This is a genomic window from Streptomyces sp. NPDC054840 (assembly GCF_053611065.1).
In genome coordinates this window covers 1-25,350 of record NZ_JBSGZP010000010.1, presented here as the reverse complement: position 1 = coordinate 25,350, position 25,350 = coordinate 1, and the positions used below count along the sequence as shown (strand labels likewise).

Annotated in this window: 26 protein-coding genes and 2 pseudogenes; 17 read left to right on the top strand and 11 right to left on the bottom strand. The window is 68.3% G+C overall.

Features of this window, described 5'->3' with window-relative positions; all coding sequences use genetic code 11:
- Positions 1–62 precede the first annotated feature (62 nt).
- From ACWGIU_RS01930 to ACWGIU_RS01920, 3 genes are all read left to right on the top strand, one after another.
- Complete coding sequence (locus ACWGIU_RS01930; RefSeq protein WP_453701752.1) at positions 63–2,585, top strand: (Fe-S)-binding protein; 2,523 nt, start codon at positions 63–65, stop codon at positions 2,583–2,585.
- Positions 2,586–2,933: 348 nt separating this feature from the next.
- On the top strand, positions 2,934–3,269 hold the full coding sequence (locus ACWGIU_RS01925) for a hypothetical protein (protein WP_453701751.1): 336 nt from the start codon (positions 2,934–2,936) through the stop codon (positions 3,267–3,269).
- An 11-nt stretch (positions 3,270–3,280) separates the two neighbouring features.
- On the top strand, positions 3,281–3,616 hold the full coding sequence (locus ACWGIU_RS01920) for a YnfA family protein (RefSeq protein WP_453701750.1): 336 nt from the start codon (positions 3,281–3,283) through the stop codon (positions 3,614–3,616).
- Position 3,617: 1 nt separating this feature from the next.
- Here ACWGIU_RS01920 and ACWGIU_RS01915 read toward each other — a convergent pair whose 3' ends face one another.
- A complete protein-coding gene (locus tag ACWGIU_RS01915) occupies positions 3,618–3,761 on the bottom strand; it encodes a hypothetical protein (protein WP_453701761.1) in 144 nt (47 codons plus the stop codon).
- Between the two features lie 185 nt (positions 3,762–3,946).
- Between ACWGIU_RS01915 and ACWGIU_RS01910 the strand changes: the two genes are divergently transcribed.
- A complete protein-coding gene (locus ACWGIU_RS01910; protein WP_453701749.1) occupies positions 3,947–4,873 on the top strand; it encodes a Yip1 family protein in 927 nt (308 codons plus the stop codon).
- On the opposite strand, the gene ACWGIU_RS01905 is transcribed toward ACWGIU_RS01910, so the two are convergent.
- A complete protein-coding gene (locus ACWGIU_RS01905; RefSeq protein WP_453701748.1) occupies positions 4,870–5,823 on the bottom strand; it encodes an IS481 family transposase in 954 nt (317 codons plus the stop codon). The genes ACWGIU_RS01910 and ACWGIU_RS01905 overlap by 4 nt on opposite strands.
- A gap of 259 nt (positions 5,824–6,082) precedes the next feature.
- Between ACWGIU_RS01905 and ACWGIU_RS01900 the strand changes: the two genes are divergently transcribed.
- The 5 genes from ACWGIU_RS01900 to ACWGIU_RS01880 all read left to right on the top strand — a co-directional run bounded on the left by ACWGIU_RS01900 (position 6,083) and on the right by ACWGIU_RS01880 (position 10,731).
- A complete protein-coding gene (locus ACWGIU_RS01900) occupies positions 6,083–6,472 on the top strand; it encodes a hypothetical protein (RefSeq protein WP_453701747.1) in 390 nt (129 codons plus the stop codon).
- A gap of 651 nt (positions 6,473–7,123) precedes the next feature.
- Positions 7,124–7,582, top strand: coding sequence for a hypothetical protein (locus ACWGIU_RS01895; protein WP_453701746.1), 459 nt, complete (start codon positions 7,124–7,126; stop codon positions 7,580–7,582).
- Between the two features lie 152 nt (positions 7,583–7,734).
- Positions 7,735–8,868 carry a hypothetical protein gene (locus ACWGIU_RS01890; protein ID WP_453701745.1) on the top strand — a complete coding sequence of 378 codons (1,134 nt, stop codon included), beginning with the start codon at positions 7,735–7,737 and terminating at the stop codon, positions 8,866–8,868.
- A gap of 59 nt (positions 8,869–8,927) precedes the next feature.
- Complete coding sequence (locus tag ACWGIU_RS01885; protein WP_453701744.1) at positions 8,928–9,425, top strand: hypothetical protein; 498 nt, start codon at positions 8,928–8,930, stop codon at positions 9,423–9,425.
- Between the two features lie 283 nt (positions 9,426–9,708).
- Positions 9,709–10,731 (top strand): phosphotransferase, encoded by a 1,023-nt coding sequence (locus tag ACWGIU_RS01880; protein WP_453701743.1) that lies wholly within the window; start codon positions 9,709–9,711, stop codon positions 10,729–10,731.
- An 84-nt stretch (positions 10,732–10,815) separates the two neighbouring features.
- Here the strand turns inward: ACWGIU_RS01880 and ACWGIU_RS01875 are convergent, their stop codons facing one another.
- Positions 10,816–11,400 carry a transposase gene (locus tag ACWGIU_RS01875; RefSeq protein WP_453701742.1) on the bottom strand — a complete coding sequence of 195 codons (585 nt, stop codon included), beginning with the start codon at positions 11,398–11,400 and terminating at the stop codon, positions 10,816–10,818.
- 45 nt (positions 11,401–11,445) lie between these two features.
- The gene (locus tag ACWGIU_RS01870; RefSeq protein ID WP_453701741.1) at positions 11,446–12,063 is read right to left on the bottom strand and encodes a TetR/AcrR family transcriptional regulator C-terminal domain-containing protein; all 618 of its coding nucleotides are present in this window, start codon (positions 12,061–12,063) and stop codon (positions 11,446–11,448) included.
- 67 nt (positions 12,064–12,130) lie between these two features.
- Here ACWGIU_RS01870 and ACWGIU_RS01865 point away from each other — a divergent pair, with 67 nt between their 5' ends.
- Both ACWGIU_RS01865 and ACWGIU_RS01860 read left to right on the top strand, forming a co-directional pair.
- Entirely contained in the window at positions 12,131–13,393 is a 1,263-nt protein-coding gene (locus ACWGIU_RS01865) for a beta-ketoacyl-[acyl-carrier-protein] synthase family protein (RefSeq protein WP_453701740.1), read from the top strand.
- 51 nt (positions 13,394–13,444) lie between these two features.
- Positions 13,445–13,750 (top strand): hypothetical protein, encoded by a 306-nt coding sequence (locus tag ACWGIU_RS01860; protein WP_453701739.1) that lies wholly within the window; start codon positions 13,445–13,447, stop codon positions 13,748–13,750.
- Between the two features lie 442 nt (positions 13,751–14,192).
- Here ACWGIU_RS01860 and ACWGIU_RS01855 read toward each other — a convergent pair whose 3' ends face one another.
- Positions 14,193–14,921: an aspartate/glutamate racemase family protein gene (locus tag ACWGIU_RS01855; RefSeq protein ID WP_453701738.1), complete on the bottom strand. Its 729-nt coding sequence runs from the start codon at positions 14,919–14,921 to the stop codon at positions 14,193–14,195.
- A 605-nt stretch (positions 14,922–15,526) separates the two neighbouring features.
- On the opposite strand from ACWGIU_RS01855, the gene ACWGIU_RS01850 reads away from it, so the two are divergent.
- A complete protein-coding gene (locus ACWGIU_RS01850) occupies positions 15,527–16,768 on the top strand; it encodes an IS701 family transposase (protein ID WP_453701737.1) in 1,242 nt (413 codons plus the stop codon).
- A 362-nt stretch (positions 16,769–17,130) separates the two neighbouring features.
- On the opposite strand, the gene ACWGIU_RS01845 is transcribed toward ACWGIU_RS01850, so the two are convergent.
- Entirely contained in the window at positions 17,131–17,601 is a 471-nt protein-coding gene (locus tag ACWGIU_RS01845; protein ID WP_453701736.1) for a hypothetical protein, read from the bottom strand.
- A gap of 459 nt (positions 17,602–18,060) precedes the next feature.
- Positions 18,061–18,345 (bottom strand): hypothetical protein, encoded by a 285-nt coding sequence (locus tag ACWGIU_RS01840; RefSeq protein ID WP_453701735.1) that lies wholly within the window; start codon positions 18,343–18,345, stop codon positions 18,061–18,063.
- Positions 18,346–18,428: 83 nt separating this feature from the next.
- Between ACWGIU_RS01840 and ACWGIU_RS01835 the strand changes: the two genes are divergently transcribed.
- Positions 18,429–18,929 carry a hypothetical protein gene (locus tag ACWGIU_RS01835; RefSeq protein ID WP_453701734.1) on the top strand — a complete coding sequence of 167 codons (501 nt, stop codon included), beginning with the start codon at positions 18,429–18,431 and terminating at the stop codon, positions 18,927–18,929.
- A gap of 841 nt (positions 18,930–19,770) precedes the next feature.
- Here ACWGIU_RS01835 and ACWGIU_RS01830 read toward each other — a convergent pair.
- Positions 19,771–20,316 (bottom strand): tyrosine-type recombinase/integrase, encoded by a 546-nt coding sequence (locus tag ACWGIU_RS01830; RefSeq protein WP_453701733.1) that lies wholly within the window; start codon positions 20,314–20,316, stop codon positions 19,771–19,773.
- Positions 20,317–20,475: 159 nt separating this feature from the next.
- Between ACWGIU_RS01830 and ACWGIU_RS01825 the strand changes: the two are divergent.
- Both ACWGIU_RS01825 and ACWGIU_RS01820 read left to right on the top strand, forming a co-directional pair.
- A pseudogene (locus tag ACWGIU_RS01825) lies at positions 20,476–20,637 on the top strand (IS30 family transposase); the annotation flags it as partial.
- Positions 20,638–21,257: 620 nt separating this feature from the next.
- A complete protein-coding gene (locus ACWGIU_RS01820; protein WP_453701732.1) occupies positions 21,258–22,031 on the top strand; it encodes a glycosyltransferase family 2 protein in 774 nt (257 codons plus the stop codon).
- A 126-nt stretch (positions 22,032–22,157) separates the two neighbouring features.
- Here the strand turns inward: ACWGIU_RS01820 and ACWGIU_RS01815 are convergent, their stop codons facing one another.
- Together ACWGIU_RS01815 and ACWGIU_RS01810 are read right to left on the bottom strand one after the other, a co-directional pair.
- Positions 22,158–22,652, bottom strand: coding sequence for a TauD/TfdA family dioxygenase (locus ACWGIU_RS01815; protein WP_453701731.1), 495 nt, complete (start codon positions 22,650–22,652; stop codon positions 22,158–22,160).
- The gene (locus ACWGIU_RS01810; RefSeq protein WP_453701730.1) at positions 22,649–22,876 is read right to left on the bottom strand and encodes a hypothetical protein; all 228 of its coding nucleotides are present in this window, start codon (positions 22,874–22,876) and stop codon (positions 22,649–22,651) included. Before ACWGIU_RS01810 ends, ACWGIU_RS01815 begins: the two co-directional genes overlap by 4 nt.
- 62 nt (positions 22,877–22,938) lie before the next feature.
- Here ACWGIU_RS01810 and ACWGIU_RS01805 point away from each other — a divergent pair.
- Positions 22,939–23,325, top strand: a pseudogene (locus ACWGIU_RS01805) (transposase); the annotation flags it as partial.
- Between the two features lie 120 nt (positions 23,326–23,445).
- On the opposite strand, the gene ACWGIU_RS01800 reads toward ACWGIU_RS01805, so the two are convergent.
- Positions 23,446–23,988: an NUDIX domain-containing protein gene (locus ACWGIU_RS01800; RefSeq protein ID WP_453701729.1), complete on the bottom strand. Its 543-nt coding sequence runs from the start codon at positions 23,986–23,988 to the stop codon at positions 23,446–23,448.
- Positions 23,989–24,961: 973 nt separating this feature from the next.
- Between ACWGIU_RS01800 and ACWGIU_RS01795 the strand changes: the two genes are divergently transcribed.
- Positions 24,962–25,297 (top strand): hypothetical protein, encoded by a 336-nt coding sequence (locus ACWGIU_RS01795; RefSeq protein WP_453701728.1) that lies wholly within the window; start codon positions 24,962–24,964, stop codon positions 25,295–25,297.
- Positions 25,298–25,350 lie beyond the last annotated feature (53 nt).

Below are 25,350 nucleotides of genomic sequence, written 5' to 3'. Positions count from 1 at the left end.
GTAACCTCAAGCCTTGACTTCATAAGTTACCGCTTAGTAAGTGCCGCCCGAGGAGCCCTTCCATGCAACTCGCCGCGATCATCGTGTCGCTGGTCATCACGGTGGTGGCCGTCGCGCTGTTCGGCCGTGCCACCGTGCAGATCTACCGCTTCGTGCGGCTCGGCCAGCCAGTGCCCGCGGGCACGCGCACCGGCGACCCCACGCAGCGCACCATCACCCTGGTCAAGGAGTTCCTCGGCCACACCCGCATGAACCGCTGGGGCATCGTCGGCTTCGCGCACTGGTTCGTGGCGGTGGGCTTCTTCTCGCTGCTGCTGACGATCGTCAACGCCTTCGGCCAGCTCTTCCAGGCCGACTGGCTGATCCCGATCATCGGTGACTGGCTGCCGTACGAGATCTTCACCGAGTTCCTCGGCCTGATGACCGTGCTCGGCATCGTCACCCTGATCGTGATCCGGCAGCTGAGCCGACCGAGCGCGGCGGGCCGCAAGTCCCGCTTCACGGGTTCCAAGACGGGTCAGGCGTACTTCGTCGAGGCCGTCATCCTGATCGTCGGCGTCTGCATCATGACGCTGCGCGCGCTGGAGGGTGCCCAGCACGGCGTCGACGGGTGGGAGCCGGGCTTCTTCGCCTCGTACCCCCTGATCGCCGCCTTCGACGGCCTGAGCCTGAGCACGCTCCAGTACCTGACGTACTTCTTCGCAGCGCTCAAGATCGTCACGTCCTTCACCTGGATGATCACGGTCTCGCTCAACACCAACATGGGTGTCGCCTGGCACCGCTTCCTCGGCTTCCCGAACATCTGGTTCAAGCGGAACGCGGACGGCTCCACGGCCCTCGGCGCCCTGCAGCCGATGACCTCGGGCGGCAAGGAGATCGACTTCGAGGACCCGGGCGAGGACGACTCCTTCGGTGTCTCCCAGGTCGAGCAGTTCTCCTGGAAGGGCATCCTCGACTTCTCCACGTGTACGGAGTGCGGTCGCTGCCAGTCGCAGTGCCCGGCCTGGAACACGGGCAAGCCGCTGTCCCCGAAGCTGCTCATCATGTCGCTGCGCGACCACGCGCACGCCAAGGCCCCGTACCTGCTGGCCGGTGGCGGCAAGGACATGGAGGGCAACGAGAAGGCCACGGCGGAGCAGCTCGCCGGTGTCCCGGCCACCGCTCTCGCGGAGGCCGAGCGCCCGCTGATCGGCACCGCCGAGGAGAACGGCGTCATCGACCCGGACGTGCTGTGGTCCTGCACCACCTGCGGTGCGTGCGTGGAGCAGTGCCCGGTCGACATCGAGCACATCGACCACATCGTCGACATGCGCCGCTACCAGGTGATGATCGAGAGCGCGTTCCCGTCGGAGGCGGGCACGATGCTCAAGAACCTGGAGAAGAAGGGCAACCCCTGGGGCCTGGCGAAGAAGCAGCGCGTCGAGTGGACCAAGGAGGTGGACTTCGAGGTCCCGATCATCGGCAAGGACGCGGAGGACCTCTCCGAGTTCGACTACCTCTACTGGGTCGGCTGCGCCGGCGCCCTGGAGGACCGGGCCAAGAAGACCACGAAGGCCTTCGCGGAGCTGCTGAACATCGCGGGCGTCAAGTTCGCGATCATGGGCGGCGACGAGAAGTGCACCGGTGACTCGCCGCGCCGCCTGGGCAACGAGCCGCTGTTCCAGCAGCTGGGCCAGGAGAACGTGGCCATGCTGAACATGGCCTTCGGTGAAGACGATGAAGATCCTTCGACCCGTAAGCCGAAGTCGGCGAAGCGGATCGTCTCGACCTGCCCGCACTGCTTCAACACCATCGCGAACGAGTACCCGCAGCTGGGCGGCGAGTACGAGGTCATCCACCACACACAGCTGCTGCAGCACCTGATCGACGAGGGCCGCCTCACGCCGGTCACGCCGGTCGACGGCCTGATCACGTACCACGACCCGTGCTACCTGGGCCGGCACAACAAGGTCTACACGCCGCCGCGCGAGATCATGTCGGCCGTGCCGGGCCTGCGCCAGCAGGAGATGCACCGCCACAAGGAGCGGGGCTTCTGCTGTGGCGCCGGTGGCGCGCGGATGTGGATGGAGGAGCGGATCGGCAAGCGCATCAACAACGAGCGCGTCGACGAGGCCCTGTCCCTGAACCCGGACATCGTCTCCACCGCCTGCCCCTTCTGCCTCGTGATGCTCACCGACTCGGTGAACGGCAAGAAGAACGACGGCCAGGCGAAGGAACACGTCCAGGTCGTCGACGTGGCGCAGCTGCTGCTGGACTCGGTGAAGACACCGGGCCCGACGGAGGCCGAGCTGGCCGCGCTCGCGGCGGAGGCCGAGGCGGAAGCGAAGGCCGAGGCGGAGGCGAAGGCCGCTGCCGCTGCCGCTGCCGCGAAGGTTGCGGCGGAGGCGGAAGCCAAGGCCAAGGCGGAGGCGGAGGCGGAAGCGAAGGCCAAGGCCGAGGCGGAGGCGAAGGCAGCCGCTGAAGCAGGGGCCGAGACGGACGCGGACGCCGAGACGGACGCCGAGGCAGAGGTCGAAGCTGTGGCAGAGGCAGAGCCGGAGACCGAGCCCGAGGCCGAAACCAAGCCCGAGGCCGAGGCCAAGTAGGACGCAGGACACCCGCAGCACCGGAACGGCCGGTCCCCCACCCGGGGGACCGGCCGTTCCGTCTGTACGAGAGGGCAGGGCCTCAGCCCTGGTGGCTCAGCGAGCCAAGCCCCGCCCGGCCGCAACGGCCGCCGCCGGGTCGACCGTGCAGGTCTCGGTCAGCCTGCCGTTGAAGTCGTAGAAGTCGTAGACCAGCTGTTCCGCCGCCCTTGCCGTCGATGACGACGAACGTGACGCGGTCGCCGTCCCGGACGAGCTCGTACGTCCAGCCGTCCTGCTGGATGCCCGGACGTCGCGGATCGATCGTGGCGAGCGCGCGGCCCTCCGGGGTGGAGAGGTTCGCCGCGCTTGCCGCCCGGGCCGTCCACGAGCCTGGCGATGCGCCCGTCGGGCGGGGTGATCCGCACCGAGCTCTCCTTCCGGATCTCCTTCTTGAGGGCGGGCTTGGGCTGCGGCTTCGGCGGGCCCTTGATCGCCGCGGGCGTCGTCGGAGCCGGGGCCGGAGCGGTGGTGGGCCGGCTGCCCACCCTCGCCGTCGTCCTGGTCGTGCTCGCCGCCGGCAGCTGGTGGTACGGCCAACGCCGCCGCTCGTGCCCCTGCGCGCCGAAGACCGCAGCTGAGGGCGGGTGCGGCTGCAAGGGGGCAGCCGACCCTCTGAAGCTCACGAGCGGGGGCCGCCGGTAGGGTCCACCGCTATGACCGTCGCTCGTTCCGTTGCCCTGTTCGTCGTCGCCGCCCTCTTCGAGATCGGCGGCGCCTGGCTGGTCTGGCAGGGCATCCGCGAGCACAAGGGCTGGACCTGGATCGGTGCCGGCGTCATCGCGCTGGGCCTCTACGGCGTCATGGCGACCTGGCAGCACGACGACAACTTCGGCCGAATCCTCGCCGCCTACGGCGGGATCTTCGTCGCCGGATCGATCGCCTGGGGCATGGTCGCCGACGGCTACCGCCCCGACCGCTACGACCTCATCGGTGCCCTGGTCTGCCTCGCGGGCATGGCCGTGATCATGTACGCGCCGCGCAGCCACTGACCTACTCCTCGTCCACCGCGTCCGCATCGCGCAACGGCCGTAGGCCGCCGGGCGGGTCCGGCAGCGAGAAGGAGTAGCGGCCGAGCAGTTGTTCCTCAAGCTCCGGCGCGTACGAAGCTACGGACCCGATATATGCGCATTTCATTGGCAACATAACGGAAAGCCGCAGAACACTCCACAGTCTCGTAAATCGGTCAGGGGACAGAGTCGAACCCGGGCTGGGAACAGCCCCTCCGGGATCCCCTAAGGGATGTCACAGGTCAGCCGCAAAGGGTGGCTGTTCCGGCTGCCCGTCCACCGATGCTCGCCGGACCAGGTACGTTCGATCACGTGGCTGGATTCAGGATCGGACGCGGCAGGGACAACAACCGCTCTCCGCAACAACCCCCGCAGCAGCAGCAGTCGTACGGTCAGCAGCAACCGCCGCCGTACGGCCAGCCGCCCTACCCTCCCGTCGGCGGCCCGCCACCGCAGCAGCAGTGGCCGCAGCCGAACGCGGGAGGTCACGGCGAGCCGGAGTACTTCGACCCGTACGGGCAGCAGCAGCCGCACGCGCAGCAGCCCCCGTACGGCCACGGAGGCGGCGGGGGCGGTGGGGGCGGTGGGGGCTACAACAACGACAACCCGGGGCACACCCAGGTCTTCGCCGTCGGCGAGGACCCGTACGGCCACGGCGCGACCTACCAGGCGGGCGCGGCCTCGGCGGTGCCGTCCGGGCCGCGGCTGCCGTGGAAGGAACTGCTCCGCGGCATCGTGACGCGGCCCGGGCAGACCTTCCTCCAGATGCGCGACTACGCCGTCTGGGGCCCCGCGCTGATCGTGACCTTCCTCTACGGGCTGCTCGCGGTCTTCGGCCTCGACGACGCCCGCGAGGACGTCATCAAGGCCACCGTGCCGAAGGCCATCCCGATCGTCCTGTCCGCCGGTGTGGCCTTCGTCATCTGCGGCCTGATCCTGGGCGCGGTCACGCACACGCTGGCCCGCCAGCTGGGCGGCGACGGCTCGTGGCAGCCGACGGTGGGCCTGTCGATGCTGGTCATGTCCGTCACGGACGCGCCGCGCCTGCTGTTCGCCGTGTTCCTCGGCGGCGACAACATGGTCGTACAGGTGCTGGGCTGGGCCACCTGGGTGGCGGCCGGCGCCCTGTTCACCTCGCTGGTCAGCAAGTCGCACGACCTGCCGTGGCCGAAGGCCCTGGGCGCGTCCGCGATCCAGCTGGTCGCCCTGTTGTCGATCATCAAGCTGGGCACGATCTAGCTGTATTGCCCTGTGAGGTTGGGGACGCGGCTGGCGGGTGGTTTGCCTGCGAGCGCGGTGTGTCCGCGGTGGTGATTGTAGGTATGCAGCCACTTCGGGAACGCGTCGCGTCGTTCCTGTTCTGACCGGTAGGGGCGGGCGTAGGCCCATTCCTCCAGCAAGGTGCGGTTGAGGCGTTCGACCTTGCCGTTGGTCTGGGGCCGGTAGGGCCGGGTTCGCTTGTGTGTGATCCCGGCCGCCGCCAGCGCGTCGCGCCAGGCGTGGGATTTGTAGCAGGACCCGTTGTCGGTCAGAACACGTTCGACGGTGATCCCGACGCTGGTGAAGTAGGCCTGGGCCCGGGCCCAGAAGGCCGTGGCGGTCTCCTTCTTCTCGTCGCTGAGGATCTCGCTGTAGGCGAGGCGGGAGTGATCGTCGACGGCGGTGTGGATGTAGCTGTAGCCCAGGCGGGGCCGTTTCTTGCGGCCGGCCTGCCGGCCGAGGGTCTTGTGGCCGCCGCCGTCGGGGATATTGCCGAGTTTCTTGATGTCCACGTGGACGAGCTCGCCCGGGCGGTCATGTTCGTAACGGCGTATGACACGGCCGGTGGCCCGGTCCAGATGGGACAGGCGGGCCAGGCCGAATCGGGTCAGTACGCGGTGCACGGTCGACGGCACCAGGCCCAGCAGGTGCGCGATGCGGGCCGGGCCCCACCGGCGGGCGAGGCGGACCTTGATGATCCGCCGTTCCGTGCGGGTCGGGGTTCGCCGGGGGCTGCGGAGGGGGCGGGAGGAGCGGTCGCCCATCCCGGCCTCGCCCAGTGCCTGGTAGCGGTCAGCCCACCGCTGGGCGGTGGTCGGTGAGACCCGGAAGCGTTCCGCGGCTCGCCGTAGCGGCCAGCCGTCCTCGACCACGCAGCGGGCCAGGCGCAGCCGCCCGGTCTCGGTCAGGGGTGCATTACGGTGGGGCATGAGGGCCTTCTGTCGCTCGGTGTAGACGTCGCAATCCACACCGAACCCGGAAGGCCCTCACCCGTTCAAGACGCCTCAGCCGAGACCTGCATCACCCGTCCACAACCTCCCGGGGCAATACACCTAGCCCCACCGCCCGGTGTGTCAGCGCCTCCACCTGGACAGTGGTGGTAGCCGGCCCGGCTCCCGGCTCGGATACCGTGTTCCTCTACGGGGTGCCATAACGGATGTGACGCCCCCCACCGGAGGTAGTCAGCGTATGAGTTCAAAGCGCAGCAAGAATCCAGCCCTGCCCGTACTCGACGACGCATTCCGACTCGCGTCGGTCAAGGACGCCGAAGAGTCCACCCGTGACTTGGCCGCGCGGCTGGCCACCACCGAGCTGCGCCGCGTTTCCCACCCGGGCCGGGTCACCTGGGAGCCCACCGATCAGGCCGAGCCCGTACCGGTCCCGCCGACTGTGGTCGACGGTGACGGGGACCTGTGGCTGCGGGACCGGGGCACTGGCACCTGGACCATGCCCGAGTTCAACCCGAAGGAGTTCCCGGCCCGCTGTGGCGAGGTTCTGACGTGGAACCAGCTTGCCCGCGAGTTCGGCCCGCTTACCGCACTGGCCGACGACCGCCGCATCCGGGGCGGCCGGCGCTGACCGCGCAGCCTTCGGGGATGACCGCGCCCCTGAAAGCGCCCGTTACGGGTAGCTGGGAGCTCCAGCTCACCGCCGAGCTCGACGATGGCGGCGAGCAGGTCGAGGCCGTCAGTGGCGATTGGTCACCTGCTGGTGATGGCCAACGGGACCGCGGACCATGACCGCACCGAGGCCGAGACAGCAATCGCGGAGCAGGCTGACGCTCTGCTGGCCGCTGATGCACAGGAGCGGCAGGAAGAGATCCTGGCAGCCCAGCAGGACGCGGAGCGGGCCCGGCGGGCAGCAGAACGGGCCCGGGCGCTGCTGTCGTCTCTGCGGCGACGTCCCACCGGGCGCCGGTCGCTTGGGCGTGAGGTCATGCGGGATTCAGTGCGCCGGCTGCTGCGAGCGGCTGAAGAGGCCGGCAGCGTCCTCAGCACCCGGGAGCGGGAGCTCGTCGAGTCGTGGAGGACGCGTGCCGGTCTCGCCGGACCTCCATCCGAGACGGGCGGTACCGGAGGCCAGGAGTCAGGGGCTGGATCTGACCGCGACGCGGCTCTCGTGCCGGGGCAGCGGGCGGGGAAGAGGCACGCTCATGAGTTGGCGTGCCCGGCGTGCGGTGCTGAGCCCGGAGTCCGGTGCGAGGTCCCTGGTGGCTATCGCCCGCCCCGTGTGGCTCTGACCGTCCGGACCATCCGGCTCCTGGCCGTCGGCCAGACCACGGTGCCGGAGCCCGGTAAGACCTCTGCGGCACCGGCGGCGGCCGCCGGACCCGAAGCGCCGGTGCGTACGCGGGACATGGCTCCCGAGGGCTTTCACCGGGCGCTCGCGGCGCACCAGACCGTCCCGCGCACGCGGGAGGTGGCCCTGGACATCGCAGAGGCGGCCGCGCGGAAGCCCCGCGTGCTGAGGGAGCTCAGACAAGAGGCATTCCCCGAAACCGAGGAAGCGCCGATCGACAGCGCCGCCCTGCAGCGCCGCCGCGCCTTTGCCGCCACCGAGACCGCAGCCGTGCACCGGGCGCGAGCCGAGCGCGCCAGGTGGAACACCGGTCTGGAGCAGCGTCGGGAGTACCGGCGCCCCGGTGTGTGGATGCCACTCACAGGGCTGAGGGTGCGGAAGACTTGCTGACGTGGCGTCGGACCGGTCGGACAGTATGCCATCTCACCCAAAGCGGCCAGTGCTTCACAGTCACCTGTAACCATGATTGTCGAAGGGCTTCCGCCCGGATTCGCTGCTGCGGTCGACGTCGGTTCGGGCGAGTATCGCAAAATCTTCTCGGATTGCAGCGCGTCGAGAAAACCTTGCGCGGTGGCGGGAATGTTCCTGGAACGGATCTGTACGAGCTCCGCACTGGATCCGTGAAAACAATATTTCGCGTCCTCGGCCGGGCCGGTGAACTGAGTGGTGATCTTTTGGCCGATCACGATGACACCCAGTCCGACTACAAGAGCGGAGCTGAGCCTCGCAAGGGTCGCCGGTCGGGCGGCGAGCCAGCGGCCGGCCACAATGCGTTCGGCGTCGCCTCGGTCGCGGCCGGAGCGGGCCAGGCGGCGTGCCGTGAAGCGTGCGAGCTGGGCTGCGGCATTCGGCAGGGCTACCAGGGTGACCACGGCGCCAACGACGAATCCGATCTTTCCGGGGACGCCTCTGTAATCAGACCCCAAGCAGCTGAAGAGATCCCTGCGATGAAGAGGACAAACGGCCATCTGGCTCTGGACCGCTGGAGCCCGACCGGCCTGGTCCCCGAAGTCGGGCGCCGGGTGATGCCTTCGATAGCGGCTGAGCCGACCAGGAGCAGGATGAGGAAGGCAGCCAGCACGGGTAGCTGGGGCAGTGCCTGTCTCAGACCCGCACCCCAGGAGAGCAACTACTACCGCGACAACGGACTTCACCAGGCCATCCGCAACGACAGCGGCAACGGCACAGTCACCAAGTACACCGACATCGACGGCGCCGGACTACACGCCGAAGAACAGCTCGCGGCGCCGAACGATCTTTGGAAGACCGCCAATCTCATCACCGGCGGCGACCTTGACGGCGACAGCAACGGCACCACCCCCAACCACGACCTGCTGGTCGTATGGGCCAGCGGGAAGGTCAGCGTCTTCCCCGACGTGAACACCGGCCGGCTGCAGAACGAGAGCGTCGTCGCATCAAGCCCGACATGGACCTATGCGCGGGTGATTGCTCTGGGCGAGTACGGCATGAACGACTGGGAAGACGACCTCTTCGTCCGCTGGTCGGACGGCGAGGTCTCCGTGTACGGCAACACCCAGGCTGACGCGGTCGGCCGCGAGTACCAGCTCGTGCCACCAGCCGCAGCAGGCTTCGCAGCCGCGGTAAACGGCGCTGTCCGTCCGGACGACCCCTGCGCCAAGGTGTGTGGACCAGAGCTGTACCGACGTAGCCACTAAATCTCCCTGACGGTGGGGGCTTGGGCCTGCACCCCACCGCACGAACCAAGGACACCGCCGTGCGCATACCGAAGCTCTTTGTCCTCCTGGCTGTCGCCACCACTCTTGCCGGATGCACCGGGCAGGGGGAGGACCCAGCCCCCGAGGCGGTGTGGGAGCCGGACGACGCCCTGCAAAGGGCCCAAGCGGCCCTGAAGGACGATCACGCCTCAGCGCAACGTGTGCGGTTCGGGTCTCCCCACGTCGGTTCGGGCATGAACGAGAAACTGGAGACGAGCGGCGAGAAGCCTTACCGCCTCGATGTCGTCTGCGACAGCACGGACGTGCGCAAGGTGACGGTCTCCCTCACCCGGGAAGCTTCGAAAAAACAAGTCGACGTCACCTGCGCGGGTACCGCGCGCAAGCTCCCGGTACGCATCAATTTCCCCGCCGGCCCGCCCGTCACGATGACAGTCGCACCAGCGTCCGGCGACCCCATGGGCCTTATCGTCTGGGAGCTCGCAACCCTCGACCCCACGAATGTGCAGGGCTGCGCCAACGAGATCCTGGGGTGCTGACGAGCCCAGAGGAGCACGCGCAACCGGATCAGCTGGTGGAGCTGGTGCTGCCATACCTGTGGGTGGCAGCCAGAGCTGACGCCCCGGACGAGACTGGTCTGTACGCTCCGGTGTCGTGTGGGCGTCGCTGCTGCGAGTCGGGGTCCGGGCCAGCTGGTGAAGGTGGGCCTGCAACACAGAAGCGCACGGCTTGGCTACCGACCGAAGAGGTGCCCGCCGCCTTCCGAGGACAGATGGTGACGAAATCCGGTGCGGCACTCGACGTCGGCGTACCGTGCAAGGGGTGACGGATACGACCCGAGAAGACCACTTGCTGGCGGCCATGCCAGCTTTGTCCCGCACGTTCGGCCTGGGCGAAGTCCAAGGTCGGGAGTTCCTTGCCCACGGTCTGATGAACCGCAACTGGCGTCTGGACACAGGCTCAGGTACGTACGCGGTGAAGGAGATCACCGACGTCCCCCTGCCCAAGGCCCGCAGGAACCTCGCTGTCCTCGCTGGCCTAGCCGGAGACGGCATCCCTACACCCACGCCGCTGGCTGCGGACAACGGCGATCTTGTGGCGGAGATCGAGGGGCATGGCTACTGCGTCCTGCCTTGGGTGGACGGCCAGCACGTAGAGGGAACGGGACTCACTCTTGATCAAGTTCGCGATCTTGGCCGTGTCCTGGCCCGACTCCACGAGTCCCTGACCAGCCATGCGCCAGGCCCCATCCCGGAACAGCCCCCGGCCGCGAAGGTCCGAAACCCGGCCATGGCCGACCGAGCGGCTGGCGCCCTGATTGACCGGCTCCAATCTATTCCGGTGACCGACTTTGCCAAAGCTGCCACCGAAGCCCTTCACGCGCGCCGCGACTTGATCGCCCGATACGCCGAAGCCCGGCCGGAGACCGATGTCCCGGCCGGGCCTTTCGGGTGGACGCACGGCGACTTTCAGTACCGCAACCTTTTGCGTGACGCCGGCCGGGTGGTGGCGATCCTGGACTGGGACCGGCTTGGCGTGCGCCCGTACGGAGAAGAGGTCGCGAGGACCGCGCAGGTGCAGTTCGGCGTCGGCGGGGTCTTCGACCTCGATCGCGTCGCTGCCTTCTGCTCCGGCTTCCGGGACGTGATCGACCTGCCGAAGGCGTACGTTGCCGACGCAGTCAACCGGTTGTGGTGGAAGCGGATGACCGACTTCTGGCAGCTGGAGTTCTACCTCGACCGCGACGATCCCGCCTTCGGGGCCATGTTCCTGTCGGATGAGGCTCTGCTGCACTGGTGGACCGACCGCGCAGACGAAGTCCAGGCCGCCTACGCGGCCCGCTAGGGCTTGCTCGGTCGGTCATCCTCGGACCAGACGACGAGGACGGGGCGGCTGCGGCCGTGCTTAAGAGGGAAGGCGGGGCAGAGGCTAGAGCCGAGAGGCGTGGGTCACAGCCACTCGTTGATGGCCGCGACAAGGACGGCCGCCTCCTAGCGGACCGGCGAGCTTGTCGTATCGCGTGGCGACGGCGCGGTGTCTCTTGAGGCGGTTGATACCGCACTCGACCGCATGACGCTCGCGGTAGTCCGCCGGATCGAAATGCGGCGGCCGGCCGCCGCGGGAGCCTAGCTTCTGGCGATTACGCGCCTGGTCGGCCTTGTTTGGGGTGGGTGGAGCGGATCCCGCGGCGGCGCAGGTAGGCGCGGTTCCTGCGGAGGCGTACGCGTTGTCCGCCCGCACGCGATCGGGGCGTACGCGTGGCCGGCCCGGCCCGATGCGGGGCACGCAGACCTTTGCCAGTACCGGTTCGAACTGTGGTGAATCCCCGCGCTGTCCTGCCGTGATCACGATCGACATGGGCCTTTGGCCCTGCTCGACGGCCAGGTGCAGCTTGGTGGTGAACCCACCGCGCGAGCGTCCCAGCCCGTGATCACCGGGTTCGGTGAACTCGCCGCCCGGTGGTTCCTTCTCCAGCGCCGCCCACTGCCCGTCCGTGAGATCTCCCCATGCCATGAACCGTGATCATTCACGTCTCAAGATTCATTTTCGACACTCGGCCTAGCCGCGCTCGGGGGCCTCATGGATGGTCAGTGCTCCGGCGAGGTCCAGGTCGGTGACGCTGCCGTTCGCCCCGGCGCGGACGAGCAGCACCGCGCCGAGCGCGGTGCTCCAGAACGTCCTGGTCTCCACGCTGAGCGGTCGGCGGGTTCTCCAGCCGCGGTTGTCGATGAGCTGGCCCATGAAACGTTCGGACTGGCGGAAGAGCAGCTGGAGGTGCCGGTCGACCACGGGGGCGAGCTCGGGCTTGGAGACACCGGCGGCGAGTGCCCGCGCGACCGATGGGAGCGAGGGCATGGCCAGGACGGCGCGGGCGATGTTGCGCCGGAACGCCGCCGGATCGGGGGCTTGGCGACCGATGCGTTCGATGCGGCGGGCGTCGTGCAGCAGACCGAGGAAGGCGGCGTGCACGAGCAGCGAGTCCTTGGAGCCGAAGTAGTAGGTGACCTGGTTGGGGAAGACGCCTGCCGCGTGCGCGATCTCCGCGACGCTCACCTCGGCCCCGGGCCGCTCCTTGCAGAGCCGCGCGGTTGCCTCGATCAGTCGGCGCCGGGTCGCCCGGCCGCGGTCCCGCGACCGGGTCGGTGTTGATCGTGCTTCGGTTCGCTTTTTCTCCACGTCTTAATTGTATGTGATACAACAAGGCCGTTGGCTTGTATCGCATACAAGAAAGGTTCAAGGGAAAATGCACCGGATTGAAGTCGTCGTGACCGGACTCGGCGCGATCACCCCACTCGGTGGAGACGTGGAGTCCACCTGGGACGCCCTTCTCGCCGGCGAGTCCGGCATACGCCGCGGCGTCCTGCCGGGCTACGAGGGCACCGGCCTTCCCGCCACCGTCGCGGGCACCATGGCAGTCGACCCCGCGGAGCGGCTGCTGCCGGTGCAGGCCAGGCGGCTCGACCGCTCACAGCAGGCAGCCCTCACCGCGGCGGCCGAAGCCTGGGCCGATGCCGGCGCCCCGGAGGTGGACCCGGACCGGCTCGCGTCGGCGATCGGCACGGGCATCGGCGGCGTCGGGACACTGCTCAAGCAGGACGACGCACTGGAGACGGCCGGGGTGCGGCGCGTATCGCCACGCACGGTTCCGATGCTCATGCCCAATGCGGCGGCAGCACTGATCAGCATCGAATACGGCGCGCGGGCCGGGGTCTACACACCCGTCTCGGCATGCTCCTCCGGCGCCGAGGCGATCGCCCTGGCCGCCAGGCTCATCCGCGCCGGCGAGGCGGACGTGGTCATCGCCGGCGGGACCGAAGCCGCGATCACCCCGGTCACCGTCGCCGGCTTCACCCAGGCACAAGCACTGTCGCGGCACACCGGCGAGCCCGCCTCGGCGTCACGGCCGTTCGCCGCGGACCGCAGCGGATTTGTCATCAGCGAAGGCGCGGCCGTCGTGGTGCTCGAAAGCGCCGAGCATGCCAGCGCCCGAGGCGCGCACGTCCACGCGGTGCTCGCCGGCGCCGGAATCGCCGCCGACGCCCACCACATCACCGCGCCCGCTCCAGACGGCTCCGGCCAGATCGCGGCCATGCACAAAGCGCTCGCGCAGGCAGGCCTGGCCCCCGAGCAGATCAGCCACATCAACGCCCATGCCACCGGAACCGAGGTCGGTGACGTCGCCGAGGCACGGGCGATCGGCAAGGTCTTCGGCCGCGCCACCGTGACAGCCCCCAAGGCGGCCCTCGGTCACCTCTTCGGCGCCGCCGGCGCCATCGAAGCCCTCATCGCCGTCCTCAGCGTGGAGCACGGCGTCATCCCGCCGACCCGCAACCTCACCGTGGCCGGCGTCGGTCCGGACATCGACCTCGATGTCGTCGCAGAGCGACGAGACCTCCCCCAAGAGGCCGTACTCAGCAACTCCTTCGGCTTCGGTGGACAGAACGTCTCGCTCATCGTCACCGACGCACGGCACCACGCATCCCGAACGGCCTCCACCACACCATGACCATGACCCGCGCCGTACGGCCTTCGCCCCCTGACCGCCCGCGGTAAGGGCTTGCAGCGCCACAGAGCCCCTGCCGATGACGTCGGGGGCGGGCTGCAGCTGGGCCAGGTGCTCGCGCACGGCGTCGGCGAGCTCGGCGTAGAAGTCGACGCGGTCCTGGGCCTGGAGGACCTGGGCGCAGACGGTCGGCAGTCCGGTGTGGGCCTCGGGCCGGTCCAGGACGGGGGCCAGCTGGGCCCGGATGCGGGCGGCCGTATCGGGGGTCAGCAGCGCGTACTCGTACAGGGTGGCGGCGTCGTAGCCGTATGGGGGCGCGGCCCCATCCTTCCCAGGCCAGGATGTGCGGGCCGCGGGTGACGTTGCCGTAGTGGAGGTCGCCGTGGGTGGTGGTCCAGGTGACTTCGTCGACCTGGTGGCCGGTGAACTCGGGGATGACGCCGCGTCTCGGCCGTCGCCCGGCCAGCCGGAGTGGACCGCAGCTTCCTCTACCGCCATCGCGACCTGCTCGAAATCGTCCACGCTGCCGAACTCGAACCGGCAGCCCAGGACCCGGCCGGCAGCTCGCCGGTCAGCCGGGCCTCGCTCCAGGCCGAGCTCGCCAACGCCGGGGCGCGCAAAACCCGCCTGGCCGCCCGCGTTCAGCGCGAGGGAGGCCAACCGGGATTGGACCCGAGCCCTGCACCAACGAGGCTGAACCACCCACCGAGGTCCCCGGCGACCGTCCGTTCGACACCTGGATGGCTCCTGCTGCGGCGCGCGTGGCGCGCAGCTCCAGGCGGGGAGTGAGGTCACACTCCAGTCAGCGGGATGCGGGCGTCGTGGGGGTGTCGTTCTGGGCGCCCGACAGCGCTGCGTCTACGGCTGCCTCGGCGTGAAGTCGTGCGGTGGGGAACACTGGAACGGGACTGTCTCCAGGACCAATGAGAAGCTCGATTTCAGTGCAGCCCAGGATGATGCCTTCCGCGCCAGCGGCAATAAGGTCCTTGATGACCTTCTGATAAGCAGTGCGTGATTCGTCCCGCACAATGCCGAGGCAGAGCTCCTCGTAGATCACCTGGTGCACGAGTGCGCGCCCCTCGGTATCCGGGATGCTGACGTCGAGGCCGCCCGCTTCAAGGCGGCCTCGATAGAAGTCCTGCTCCATGGTGAACGCCGTGCCCAGCAGTCCGACCCGGCGCAGGCCCGATGCCCGCACAGCGTCTGCGGTGGCATCAGCCAGGTGCAGCAGTGGGATGGACACCGCTGCCCCGACAACGTCGGCGACCTTGTGCATGGTGTTGGTACAGATGAGCACCAGGTCAGCGCCGGCTGCCTCCAGAGACTGAGCAGCCGCAGCAAGGATCTCGCCGGCATCCACCCAGCGTCCCTGGACCTGCAACTGCTCAATCTCCGCAAAATCCACCGAATAGATCACGCATCGGGCTGAATGGAGCCCGCCAAGCCGGTCGCGCGTGAACTCGTTCAAGAACCGGTAGTACTCCGCTGTCGACTCCCAGCTCATCCCGCCGATCAGCCCGATCGTCTTCATCGCCCCGCCCGCTCATTGACTCCGAGTCGCATTCTGCTCACCACCGACCATCCTTCCATAAGCGAAATAAGCGGAAGAGTTAACCTGCCTAAGGTTCACTTTGGTTGGGGGCTGGCGGGCTGGGGCGACGCAGGCCCTCATCGCGAACCGGTACGAACGCCTGCGCGCCTCACGTGACCTCTCAATTACGTTCCGTTCAGCCGCTCTATCTCCCCATAAGCAGCCCATCCGACACGGCACTTCCCGGCCCTTCACTGGCTGCCGGGCAGCCGACCGGATAGGTGTCTGCTGCAGTCGGTGGATGCAGTCGTCGGACTCCGGCCTGTGCCGATTCCGCACTGCTCGGTTCCGTCCGGCGACGCTCGATCCGTCCGAGCGTTGTGAGGTGGGGACAGCGTCTAGTGCTGTGGCCGGGAAGGTTTGCCGGGTTGCGGCGTCCGGTGTGGTGCATCGCAAGGCGGAGGGCCGCGGCTCGTACTGGACGTACAACGCGGCGAGGTGCCGTGCCGGGCGTCGTGACCCGGTGAACCTTTCCGGTCACAGCACTAGTAGTGCTTCGTTAGGTTGGTTTGATCGGGCGGTGTGTGGTGGTGCATGCTGCGGTCGTGGATCTTGGGGAGATCGAGGAACTGCGGGGAAGCCTTGGCGAGTTCGTTGCCGAGGTGTTCGCATCGTTGAAGCGCAAGGATCAGCGGGGGTGGGGGGACTGTTACCTGCGTGGGCTGATGCTGGACGGGCGGCGCAAATCGATCCAGCCGATGGCTGAGCGGCTGCCGGATGGCAACATGCAGGCCTTGCAGCAGTTCGTCAGCCAGTCGACGTGGGACCACGTTCCGGTGCTGCGGTCCGTTGCGACGAAGGTGGCCTCGGAGATCTCTCCGGAGGCGTGGGTGATCGACGACACCTCCTTCCCCAAGGCGGGAGACCAGTCGGTGGGGGCGGCGCGGCAGTGGTGCGGGGCGCTGGGCAAGAAGTCGCTGTGTCAGGTGGGAGTGAGCCTGCATGCGGTCACCGACGCTGCTTCGGTGCCGCTGAACTGGCGGTTGTTCCTGCCTGCGGAGTGGGCTGATCCGGGCGATGGGCGCCGTGCGAAGGCTGGGGTGCCTGACGGTTTGGGGCACCGGGAGAAGTGGCGTCTGGCCCTGGACGTGATCGACGAGGCGCGCGGGTGGGGGCTGGCTGGCCGGGTCGTAGTGGCCGATGCCGGATACGGCCAGATGCACGCCTTCCGGACCGCGGTGGCCGACCGCGGCCTGGACTACGTCGTGGCCGTTCGCGGTGACACCAGCGCCCACCCCGGGCAGGCGATGCCGACCGCGCCGGAACGAGAAGGACGGATGGGCGCCCCGCGGCTGCCGCGTTACCGCGAGCCGGCCCGTTCCCTGAAAGACCTGGTCACGACCGCCGGACGGCGCCGGCTGCGGCGTTGCACCTGGCGCCAGGGCAGCAAAGGCGCGATGACCAGCCGCTTCATCGTGCTGGAGGTCCGCCCGGCCGGCGTCGCGGCGACGAAGGCCGCACGGGAGAGAGCCGGTGGGCGTGGCGGGTGGGACGGCGTCCTGCCTGCCGAGACTCTGATCGCCGAATGGCCGCCGCACCAGGACGAGCCCACCGACTACTGGCTGACCAGCCTCCCCGCCGACACCGCGCTGCGACACCTGGTCCGCATGGCGAAGATCCGCTGGCGGATCGAACACGACTACCGCGAACTCAAGCACGGCCTGGGCCTGGACCACTTCGAAGGCCGCACCTGGCGCGGCTGGCACCACCACGTCACCCTCGTCACCGCCGCCCACGCCTTCCTCACCCTCCGACGCCTGGACCCAAAAGCCCAAGCGCCGGCCTGACCTTCTACCAAGTCCTCCAGACCCTGCAGGACCTGCTGCTGTGCTGGACCGGCGCATGCCCCACCTGCCACCGAGAGTTACCGCCCCCGGCCCGGACAGACGACCACCCACCCGGCGCAACCTAACGAAGCACTACTAGACGAGTCATTCCGAAGTGATCGTGCTCAGCTTGCCGATGGGCCAAGGGGCCATTCGATGGCGTGCTGCTGGCCCGTGGACATGCATGCTGCCTGCGCCGCGGCGGGCTTTGCGTCCCTCGAGAAGCCGGCGAAGTAGATGACGCTCGCCGCACAATGGAGGTCGGAGCTGGTGCTGCTTGTCCCGGGCAGCTCACGGCAGCTGCCGAATCCCTCCCAGGGGCTTCAACTCAGCTGGTCGCGTACGAGATCAAGGAATGCCTGTCGGCTCGGATGGATGTGCGTCCAGACCTTCTCATCCTGTGGCTCTCCCGGGTCTTCGGGGCCCTTCCTGATCACCTCCTGTACTGCCCACGCGAGGCTGCGTGCCGCTTCGCTGACCTCGGACGCGCACAGTACGTGGATCGTCTTCTGCGTCACCCACACCCTGTCAAGGACCTGCCTTGCCCGGGCCTGCCACTGCTCGTCAGCCAGGTTGTGGTGATACCGATCCACCGCGACTCGTTCTGCTTCCTGCACCGCAGACAGAAATGCGATGAGGTGCGTGAGACGCTCGTTGCGGCGCGCCTCGGCAAGTTCACGGACACTGCGGCGCGCCTCGCCGCGTTCCAAGGCGCGTCCTGCCGAGCGTTGGGCCAGCATCGACATGAGCCCGCCGAGCAGGACGCCGATGAGCGGCGCAAGCGTTGTCCACACAAGGTCCGATTATGACATCGATGGCATGAACACGGCACGGGGTTCGGGCAATATCGGGCCGGTACCGGGACGCGTAGACGGCCAGGTGTCGCAGCCTTCGACAACGGCGGGCAGCAGACGGCGGAAGATCTGAGATCTTCGCGCTGCCCTGGGCGCTCTTGGCCACAGCGCGGACCGGGAGGTCCGGTACTGGGCATGAGGTGGCGTCCGGTCTCCCGTGTCTTGTCGGCCTGCTCAAGCGTGAAGCCGGGAAACCGTGAGGCACGGGTCCTTGTGTTCCCGTCGCGGCATAGCTGTCACGGCTTGATCATGCTCGTGTTCTGGCCCTGACGGACCGCCGTGGCCGCCGTTCGGCGGAACGGGAACGCGTGCCTGGGTCTGGGGTACTCCGGCCCTGGGCGCATTTCCGCACGGTGCGCACACGGAGATCACTGCGTTCGGTACCGCCGCCCGCCCCAGCTACTGGCCGGTTCGATGGCCCCCGACACCGGCACCCGAGCTGGGAGCCCGGAGCCAGGAAGTGGCGCGACCCCGCGCGGGGCGGCGCCCCTTCCTCATGCCCGTGGTCACATCAGTGCGGCCAGCTCCTCGGCCACCGCCCGGTAGGGAGTCATCGACGCCGACCTCGTTGCCGAGCCGGTGGCGCTCCAGGCGCAGCGCGCCGATGTGCCACCCCTCGTACAGGGGCCGCCACGCGCTGGCCTCGGTCTCCTCGGGGCGGCCGTAGGAGTCGAAGAAGGCCACGCAGGCATCCTGCCGCGCCAGGGAACCTGTGCAGGGGAGACCACGTCCCCTGATGCAGGAGAGCCCCCAGGAAACGGAATGGCATGAAACTCATGGCCCAGAATGACTGCGCCGCATTACGGAATACCGGCCGAAGGCCCTCGCGCAGCAACCGCCGTCACCTACTCGGGCTCAGCGCGGCAGCCACCGTTCTCTGCGCCGCCGCTGCAGTGGCCTGCAGCAACGGCAACGACGACACACCCGATGCTGCCGCACCCTCCGAGGCCGCCCCGGCATCAAACTGGCCCGGCAATGGCGGCCCTGCCACGGAAGCGTTCCGTAAACATCTGGCACAAGACGAATCAGCCAAGGACCTCCTGGCAGTCTCCATGCATGTGCTGACCGAGCAGGCCGGCCCACCTGCCTCCATCCGGATCATCACAGACCTCGACCGTGAACTCCGCGACTCCGACTCACCCGACGTACCGAAGGCCGAAAAGGTGGCCAAGGCGTTCGTCGACTGGCACTCCCACGAGTACAACGACCACGGGACAGTCAAAATCAGCAACCCGGCCACCGAAACCCTCACCACGCGCAGCTGGTGACGTTGCGGCAACCACCGCTCGACCCTGCTGGTCCCCTCGCATCCTCGACTGGCAGAACGCGGGACCCCATGGCTTCGGCGCCTTCCGCATCCCTGATGTACGGAACTGGTGTCGGGTCGCTGCGACTCGGGGACCGGTACCGGACAGGAACGCCACCGGCGCCAGGAGCACGCCGAGGACACCGTGTGGGACGTCCTGGACGCCGCCGCGGTCGACCCGTGGGGCTTCCGGCAGTGGAACGCCGACGACCCGGAGGGCGAGGGGGTGCGCCGGCCCCGGGCTGGCCGACCAGGAAGACCACGGTGGGCATCTCCTACGGCACCCGCCGCTCCAGCAGGTGCGGGACGATCCGATTGCGGAAGATCGCCCGGTTTTCCTCCGACCGTAGCCGGTGGCGCTCCACCTCGGCCCGGTCGATCACGCGATGCCGTCCCGAACCTCGCGGGCGAGCTGCGCGTAGTGCTGTCGGGCCAAGGCGATCTGCTCACGGTCCCCGTGGAACGCAGCCCCTCACGTTCCCGGGCCAGCCGGGCCTGCCCCGCCTGAGCGTTCCGGATGACGTCCTGGTCGGGAACCGGCTTGGCCTGCTCAGCTGCGATCAGCGCGCTGTAGGCGCCGACTACGCCGTTCACCGCCTCGATCGCGGCCTCGTACGCCGCCGTCTCCTCGTTCGACCAGTCGTGCGCCTCCAGCTGGTGGGTGATGGAGATACCGTTTTCGGATCCGGTCATCGGATTCCCCCTTCTCTATGTGGAGCATCTTCGTCGAAGCGGCCGGAGCCGAGGACGGAATATCACCTCGGCGGGACCGCCAGCCATGGTCCCGTTGTTTCCCAACGAGGTCAGAGGTCGTCGCGCGTCAGCGCTCCGGCGACATCGGCCGCGAGCCCGCAGCCGGAGCTGTCGTCAAGGAGTTCCCTGCGTCGGTTGTAGAGCTGGGTCGTGCGGGAGTCCTTGTGGTCGGCCCACTGCTGGACCTTGTCCGGGCGGGCGTTCGGCTTCGCGAGGGCATGGGTGACGGCGTCGCCCTTCACGCCGTGCGGGCAGCGCAGTGGGAGCCCGGCGCGCTTGGCCTCGGGCTGGAGGAGCCGCCACACCGCCGGTTCGTCGAGCTGAGCGCCGGATGCCGTGCAGAACAGCCAGCCGGTTGTGCGTCCGTCGAGGTAGTCCTGGAAAGCGTCCCAGGCGATGGGAGGGATCGGCTTCTTCTTCTGGCCGCCACCTTGACAGTGTCCAGGAGCAGCACCCGGTGCCCCTTTGTGGTAGCCGAGGTCCTCGACGCGGGCGTTGAGCAGGGAGTCGATGCGCAGGCAGCAGGTGTCGAGCGTGAGCAGCAGGGCGTACGCGCGCTTGCGGTACGCCGCGACGCGGTGCTCGTCCCGGGGCATGCCAAGAACCGTGCCCATTCCGCCTCGGTGTATCCGGGCGTGGGCGAGTAGGTGGGATTGACGTAGGGCCGCTGGCCCGCATCGAAGGGGTTCTTCACCCGGCCCCCTCAAGTGATCAACGCACGACCTTCGGATGATCATGTGATCGTGGAGGCGCAGGTGCGTGACTACGGGTTTTCGCCGGCTCAGCAAGACGAGATCTGGAGACGCTGGCGCGAGGGACAGTCGTTCAGCTTGATTGGGCGGGCGCTCGGGGCGCCGATGCAGCACGCCCGTCGCTTCCTGCACCAGAGCGGCGGCGTCCGCCTCGCCCCGCAGACGCGGTCAGCTGAACCAGCCGACGGGCTCGGCTGCGGACGGCGTCGAATACATCGACTTTGCCGACATCGAGGCAGGCGCGCACACCGACATCGACGTCGACCGGCTCGCCGCCGAGGAGGAGGAGCGGATCGCGGTGTTCGTTGAACGCCTTGAGGCGCAGGCACGCGACCGGATCCCGCGCGGCACCCAGGCGGCCGCAACGGACCCTCACCGCAGACCCGCAATCGCGCCGGCTCGACCTCAAGCCCGACCTGCACGGTCAGCGACGCGCTCTGCGCGTCAGAGACAGGCCCGGAGGAGGGGTGGGCGACCAGCTGAGCGGTGCACGAGACTTCCCCCGCGCGCTGGGGCTGTGTGACGGGACCGAAAATCACCTTTGCTGCGCCGCTGAGCAGCTGCATCAGCCGGGCCACCTCATCGGCGGGGCCGGTCAGCTTCAGCTCGGTGACCGCCGGACCGGGCGAGGGCGTGTCAATCATCACTGCTCCTGAGATTCTCCAACCCCGCCCCCTTGGGCCGGGTTGCCCAAAGGTGGCGGCGACCTGCGGCTCCCGGCGGCCAGCTACTCGATTGCGGTGCTTGAATGGACCGTCGTTCCTGGTCTGGCAAGGAGAATCGCTGTGCCCTTGGTGTCTGTCGTGATGCCCGTGTACAACTCGGCAGCGACGTTGAGCGCAGCCGTCCGGTCGGTGCTCACGCAGACCCACAGCGACCTGGAGCTGCTGATCACCGACGATCAGTCCTCCGACGGCTCCATGGACCTGCTCCGCGAATTCGCCAAGGAGGACGAGCGCGTCCTGCCGGAATCGGCACCTGAACAGGGCGGCGCGGGCCGAGCCCGCAACCTCGCGATGCAGCGGGCCCGCGGGGATTACATCGCCTTCCTCGACAGCGACGACATGTGGCTCCCGGAGAAGACCGAAAAGCAGCTCCGCTTCGCAGCGGAGGGCGCCGCGCCTTTGACCTTCACCTCGTACTTCAAGATGGACGCCGACTACGACGGCGAGAGCACCGACTGGGTGCCGAACGGCCGAGTGGTCCGCGCGCGGAAGCATGTGGACTACCGCGCGATGCTGTTCCAGGACCACATCGGTGCCCTCACCGCCATGTACGACCGCAACGTCCTGGGCACGAGGCTGATGCCGGAGATGCGCAAGAGGCAGGATTACGCTCTCTGGCTGTCGATCATGCGGGACGGATTCGACGCCCGGGGCCTGGCCGAGCCCCTCGCGGTATACAGAGCCCACCAGGCGGGATCACTGTCCTCCAACAAGCTCTCGCTCGTGCAGTACAACTGGGCCCTCTACCGCCAGCACGAGCATCTGTCCGTCCCGCGGGCGACGCAGGCACTGGTTGGCGCTGCCTGGCAATCGATGCGCAACTCGCGTATCTAGATCCGGCGGGGGCCAGGGGAGCCCGGCGCGCGACGATTCCCCGGCCGGTCCCCGCCCCGTGAACCTGCCGCGGGCTCGGCGCAGGACTCGGGGCGAAGATCGGAAGCTCGCCGTGCCGTCAGCCGATTACGCGGCCGGGCCGGCGTCGGCGGGCGCGCGCAGGAACAGCTGGAGCAGCAGCCGCCGGTCTGTGGCCTCGATGGTCTCCTGGCCGTCCTGGAGCGCCTCCCGGCCGTGCAGGAAGCGGCGCTGTTTCACGATGAGGTAGTCCCCGGATTCGAGCATGAAGGCGACCTGCCCCCGGACGAGCTCCTCGGCGAGTTGCCTGGCGGCGTCGGCGTGCGCCTGGCCGAGCTGCGACCGCTCCAGCATCTTGACGGTGAACCGGACGAATCCGTTGGAGCCGTCCAGGATGGGGAACTGCGCGTACTCCTCGCCGACGCCGTGCAGGTCGAAGAAGGTCCCGTAGTGGTAGGCCGCCTCGGCCAGGAGCGCGCGACAGTCTTGCGACAGCCGCGACACGGCCGCGTGGCCGTCGGAGAGGATGCTGGGGCCACCGCCGAGCGGGTCGCGGCGGACGCACAGGAGCGTGGTGTAGTCGGGGGGCAGGGTCCCGTTCACCAGGCCATATGGAACGCGTTGTATCCGATGCCGCTTGACTTCCCGGGATCCTTGTCGATTTTGACCCCGATGTCCTTCCACAAGGGCCAGCGCGGGAAGGGCGAGAAAGGGACGGTCACCTCGGCCGCGAAGGCCGTCGCCAGCCGCAGGAACCGCTGGTCGTCAGCCCCACCCAGGGCCTTCGCGCCCAGGCGATCGCGGAGCTTGCGGAGGTCGGCGACCACGTTCTGGCGACTGGTGAGCCACGGGGTCGCCCTCGTGGGCGCGCAGGGCTGCCTCCAGCCAGACGTCGATGCCGGGGGTCGGAGTCAGGACCGCCCCAGTCCTGCTGGTCACCGTCGGAGACGGCACCGGCTTTCCCAGTGCCGCCCACCCCGCCTCCTGCGCCGGCCTCGCCCCCACGACCAAGTCATCCGGGACCTCGATCCACGGCGAACACGCACCCAGAGGCGGAAACCGGCAGCTCAAACGTGCCATGTTTCTCTCCGCCTTCGCCTGCATGAACGCCGACCCGGCCTCCCGCACCTACTACGACCGGCAACGAGCACGCCGCAAAACGCACACCCAGGCACTCCTGCGACTCGCCCGCCAACGCATCAGCGTCCTGTTCGCCATGCTCCGCGACGGCACCTTCTACGAGTCCCGCACCCCCACCATTACCCTCGCCGCATAACCACCCCAAACAGCCGCACACCAGACATCGCGTCCTTGACGAACGACATAGAGACACCCCCCAGCAGCAGACCGCACTGACCAAACCCGGCGTCACCGTCATGACCATCGGGGATCGCGATCACACCCAGGTGTACGTCTCGTCGGTGACGGCGTCCAGAGCGGCGTCGGTGACGGTCGCGCGCGGGTGAGCCAGATCGGCGAGGGCGGGCCCGATGGGCGGGAAGATCGGCAGTTCGGCGGTCTGGCGGTAGTCGATCCACTCGATGACACCGACTTCGTGGCTGCCGTCGGGGAGTTCGTCGTGTTCCTGCTCGGCGAGGGTTGCGCGGACCTCGGGGGTGATGTGGAGACGGTAGATCAGGTGGAGCTTGCGTGGCGGTGGGGTAGGGCCCGGGCGGGAGACGCGCTGGTCGACGACCCACAGCAGGTCACCGCCGACGGCTTGGTCGATGTCCAGGTCGAGTTCTTCCTTGAGTTCTCGGCGCAGGGCGCCGGTGAAGTCTTCGCCGTCTTCGACGTTGCCGCCGGGCGGGGTGTAGTGGGTGGAGTCGGCGCGGTCACGGCGGACCAGGGCGACATCGTTGCCGCAGAACACGAGGGCCCCGGCGCGGACCTTGATCCGTGAGAACGGGGCCGCAGGCTTGGACGGAAGGCTTGTCATGACGGCCAGTATCACGGTGCGGCGCCGGTGCCCGGGCGGCGGGAGCCGAGCAGCCAGGAGACGTTCCTATGTCTCGTCGCCAGACCAAAGACGGTGCCGTTCGTAGACGGTCTTCCACGGCCCGAACCGTTCGGGCAGGTCACGCCGGTGCGGGCGGCTTCGATGGCGTGGCGCTCGGCCCAGTGATTCCAGGCTACCCAGTCGGTCAAGGCGTGCGGACCGAGCCTCGCCGAAGCACCCGGCACGAAGCCCAGTGCCTTGCGGTGAAACAGTTGGAGGCAGAGGAAGACGCCCGCCTGCCAGCCACTGCGACCAACGCCAACATCGCTTGCCCGCCACAACTATGGGCTGTTCCCAGCAGTCTTGTCGGAAGATCACAAGTTCCGCGATGGCCGGTCAGCTCAGGGCTACGCTGCCCGCTCCGGGTTCCGCGGCACCTGCGCCATACGGGCAACCACGCTGAACGCCCGAGCCTGCCATAGATCACCGTCCGCCTGCAGTTGCTCTCAGCACAACCCGCCACCACGTCCAAGACCCCGCACAGATCGGCCGGCATTAGCCGCCGCGAGCACATGAGCGACACCATCCAAGCCATCACCGGACTGCTCTCACACCAGCAGACCGCCACCCGCGGCGCCCTTCAGCCACAGTGACCACCGGACCGCCTGCACCTTTCGACGCCGCACCGCCAACCATGCACGAGCTCGTTAAGGCCGCCCCACCTCCGACGAAACCCCAGGTGAGCGACCCAGTTCGAGACACTGTTCGAGGTCGGCGGATAAAGAACAAGGCCGGGCCAGTCCTTCGGAATCGACCGTTGGCACCGCCGAACGCGTACTCCAATCGGATCCTGCGGTTGGCAATAATGTATGGCCGCTCCAAGACTTGAGGGGACGAGAGTTCACTCGGCCGAACTTGGCAGCGAAGCTGTCAGGGACGGCCGTCTCAGGACCCCAATTCGAGATGGAGAGTCATGCAGCTCAGAAGAATGCTCGTGGCGGCCGCGGTCATGTGCCTGCCATTTGCCAGCGTGTCCGCCAGCGCCTACGCCGCCACATCGGTACCTGCGGACGTGGCTTCTAACGTGCCGGTTTCAGAGATCGACCCGGACGTCCAGGCAGCTTTGAGTCAACTCATCGCAAGCGCGATGGGCGCCGAGGGCCTGCCCGAGCTGAGCGACGAGATCAGTGGCCTGGAAGCAGCCATCCGAGCATGGGCCTCAGATCTCACGCCAGACGTGCCTGAATTGCCGGCGATGCCCGGCGTCACCCCCAACAGTCATCCTGCAGTCTCACCCGCGACTCAGTAGTGTCCCGCAAGCGACCCTGGCCGAACCTCCAGTGACCGCCTTGACACCCGCCC

Excerpts from the sequence above, each read along its gene's own strand:
- ACWGIU_RS01930 (WP_453701752.1), top strand. The coding sequence starts at position 63 with ATGCAACTCGCCGCGATCATCGTGTCGCTGGTCATCACGGTGGTGGCC.
- ACWGIU_RS01920 (WP_453701750.1), top strand. The coding sequence starts at position 3,281 with ATGACCGTCGCTCGTTCCGTTGCCCTGTTCGTCGTCGCCGCCCTCTTC.
- ACWGIU_RS01915 (WP_453701761.1), bottom strand. The coding sequence starts at position 3,761 with ATGAAATGCGCATATATCGGGTCCGTAGCTTCGTACGCGCCGGAGCTT.
- ACWGIU_RS01905 (WP_453701748.1), bottom strand. The coding sequence starts at position 5,823 with ATGCCCCACCGTAATGCACCCCTGACCGAGACCGGGCGGCTGCGCCTG.
- ACWGIU_RS01900 (WP_453701747.1), top strand. The coding sequence starts at position 6,083 with ATGAGTTCAAAGCGCAGCAAGAATCCAGCCCTGCCCGTACTCGACGAC.
- ACWGIU_RS01875 (WP_453701742.1), bottom strand. The coding sequence starts at position 11,400 with ATGGCATGGGGAGATCTCACGGACGGGCAGTGGGCGGCGCTGGAGAAG.
- ACWGIU_RS01865 (WP_453701740.1), top strand. The coding sequence starts at position 12,131 with ATGCACCGGATTGAAGTCGTCGTGACCGGACTCGGCGCGATCACCCCA.
- ACWGIU_RS01855 (WP_453701738.1), bottom strand. The coding sequence starts at position 14,921 with ATGAAGACGATCGGGCTGATCGGCGGGATGAGCTGGGAGTCGACAGCG.
- ACWGIU_RS01835 (WP_453701734.1), top strand. The coding sequence starts at position 18,429 with ATGAAACTCATGGCCCAGAATGACTGCGCCGCATTACGGAATACCGGC.
- ACWGIU_RS01830 (WP_453701733.1), bottom strand. The coding sequence starts at position 20,316 with ATGCCCCGGGACGAGCACCGCGTCGCGGCGTACCGCAAGCGCGCGTAC.
- ACWGIU_RS01800 (WP_453701729.1), bottom strand. The coding sequence starts at position 23,988 with ATGACAAGCCTTCCGTCCAAGCCTGCGGCCCCGTTCTCACGGATCAAG.
- ACWGIU_RS01795 (WP_453701728.1), top strand. The coding sequence starts at position 24,962 with ATGCAGCTCAGAAGAATGCTCGTGGCGGCCGCGGTCATGTGCCTGCCA.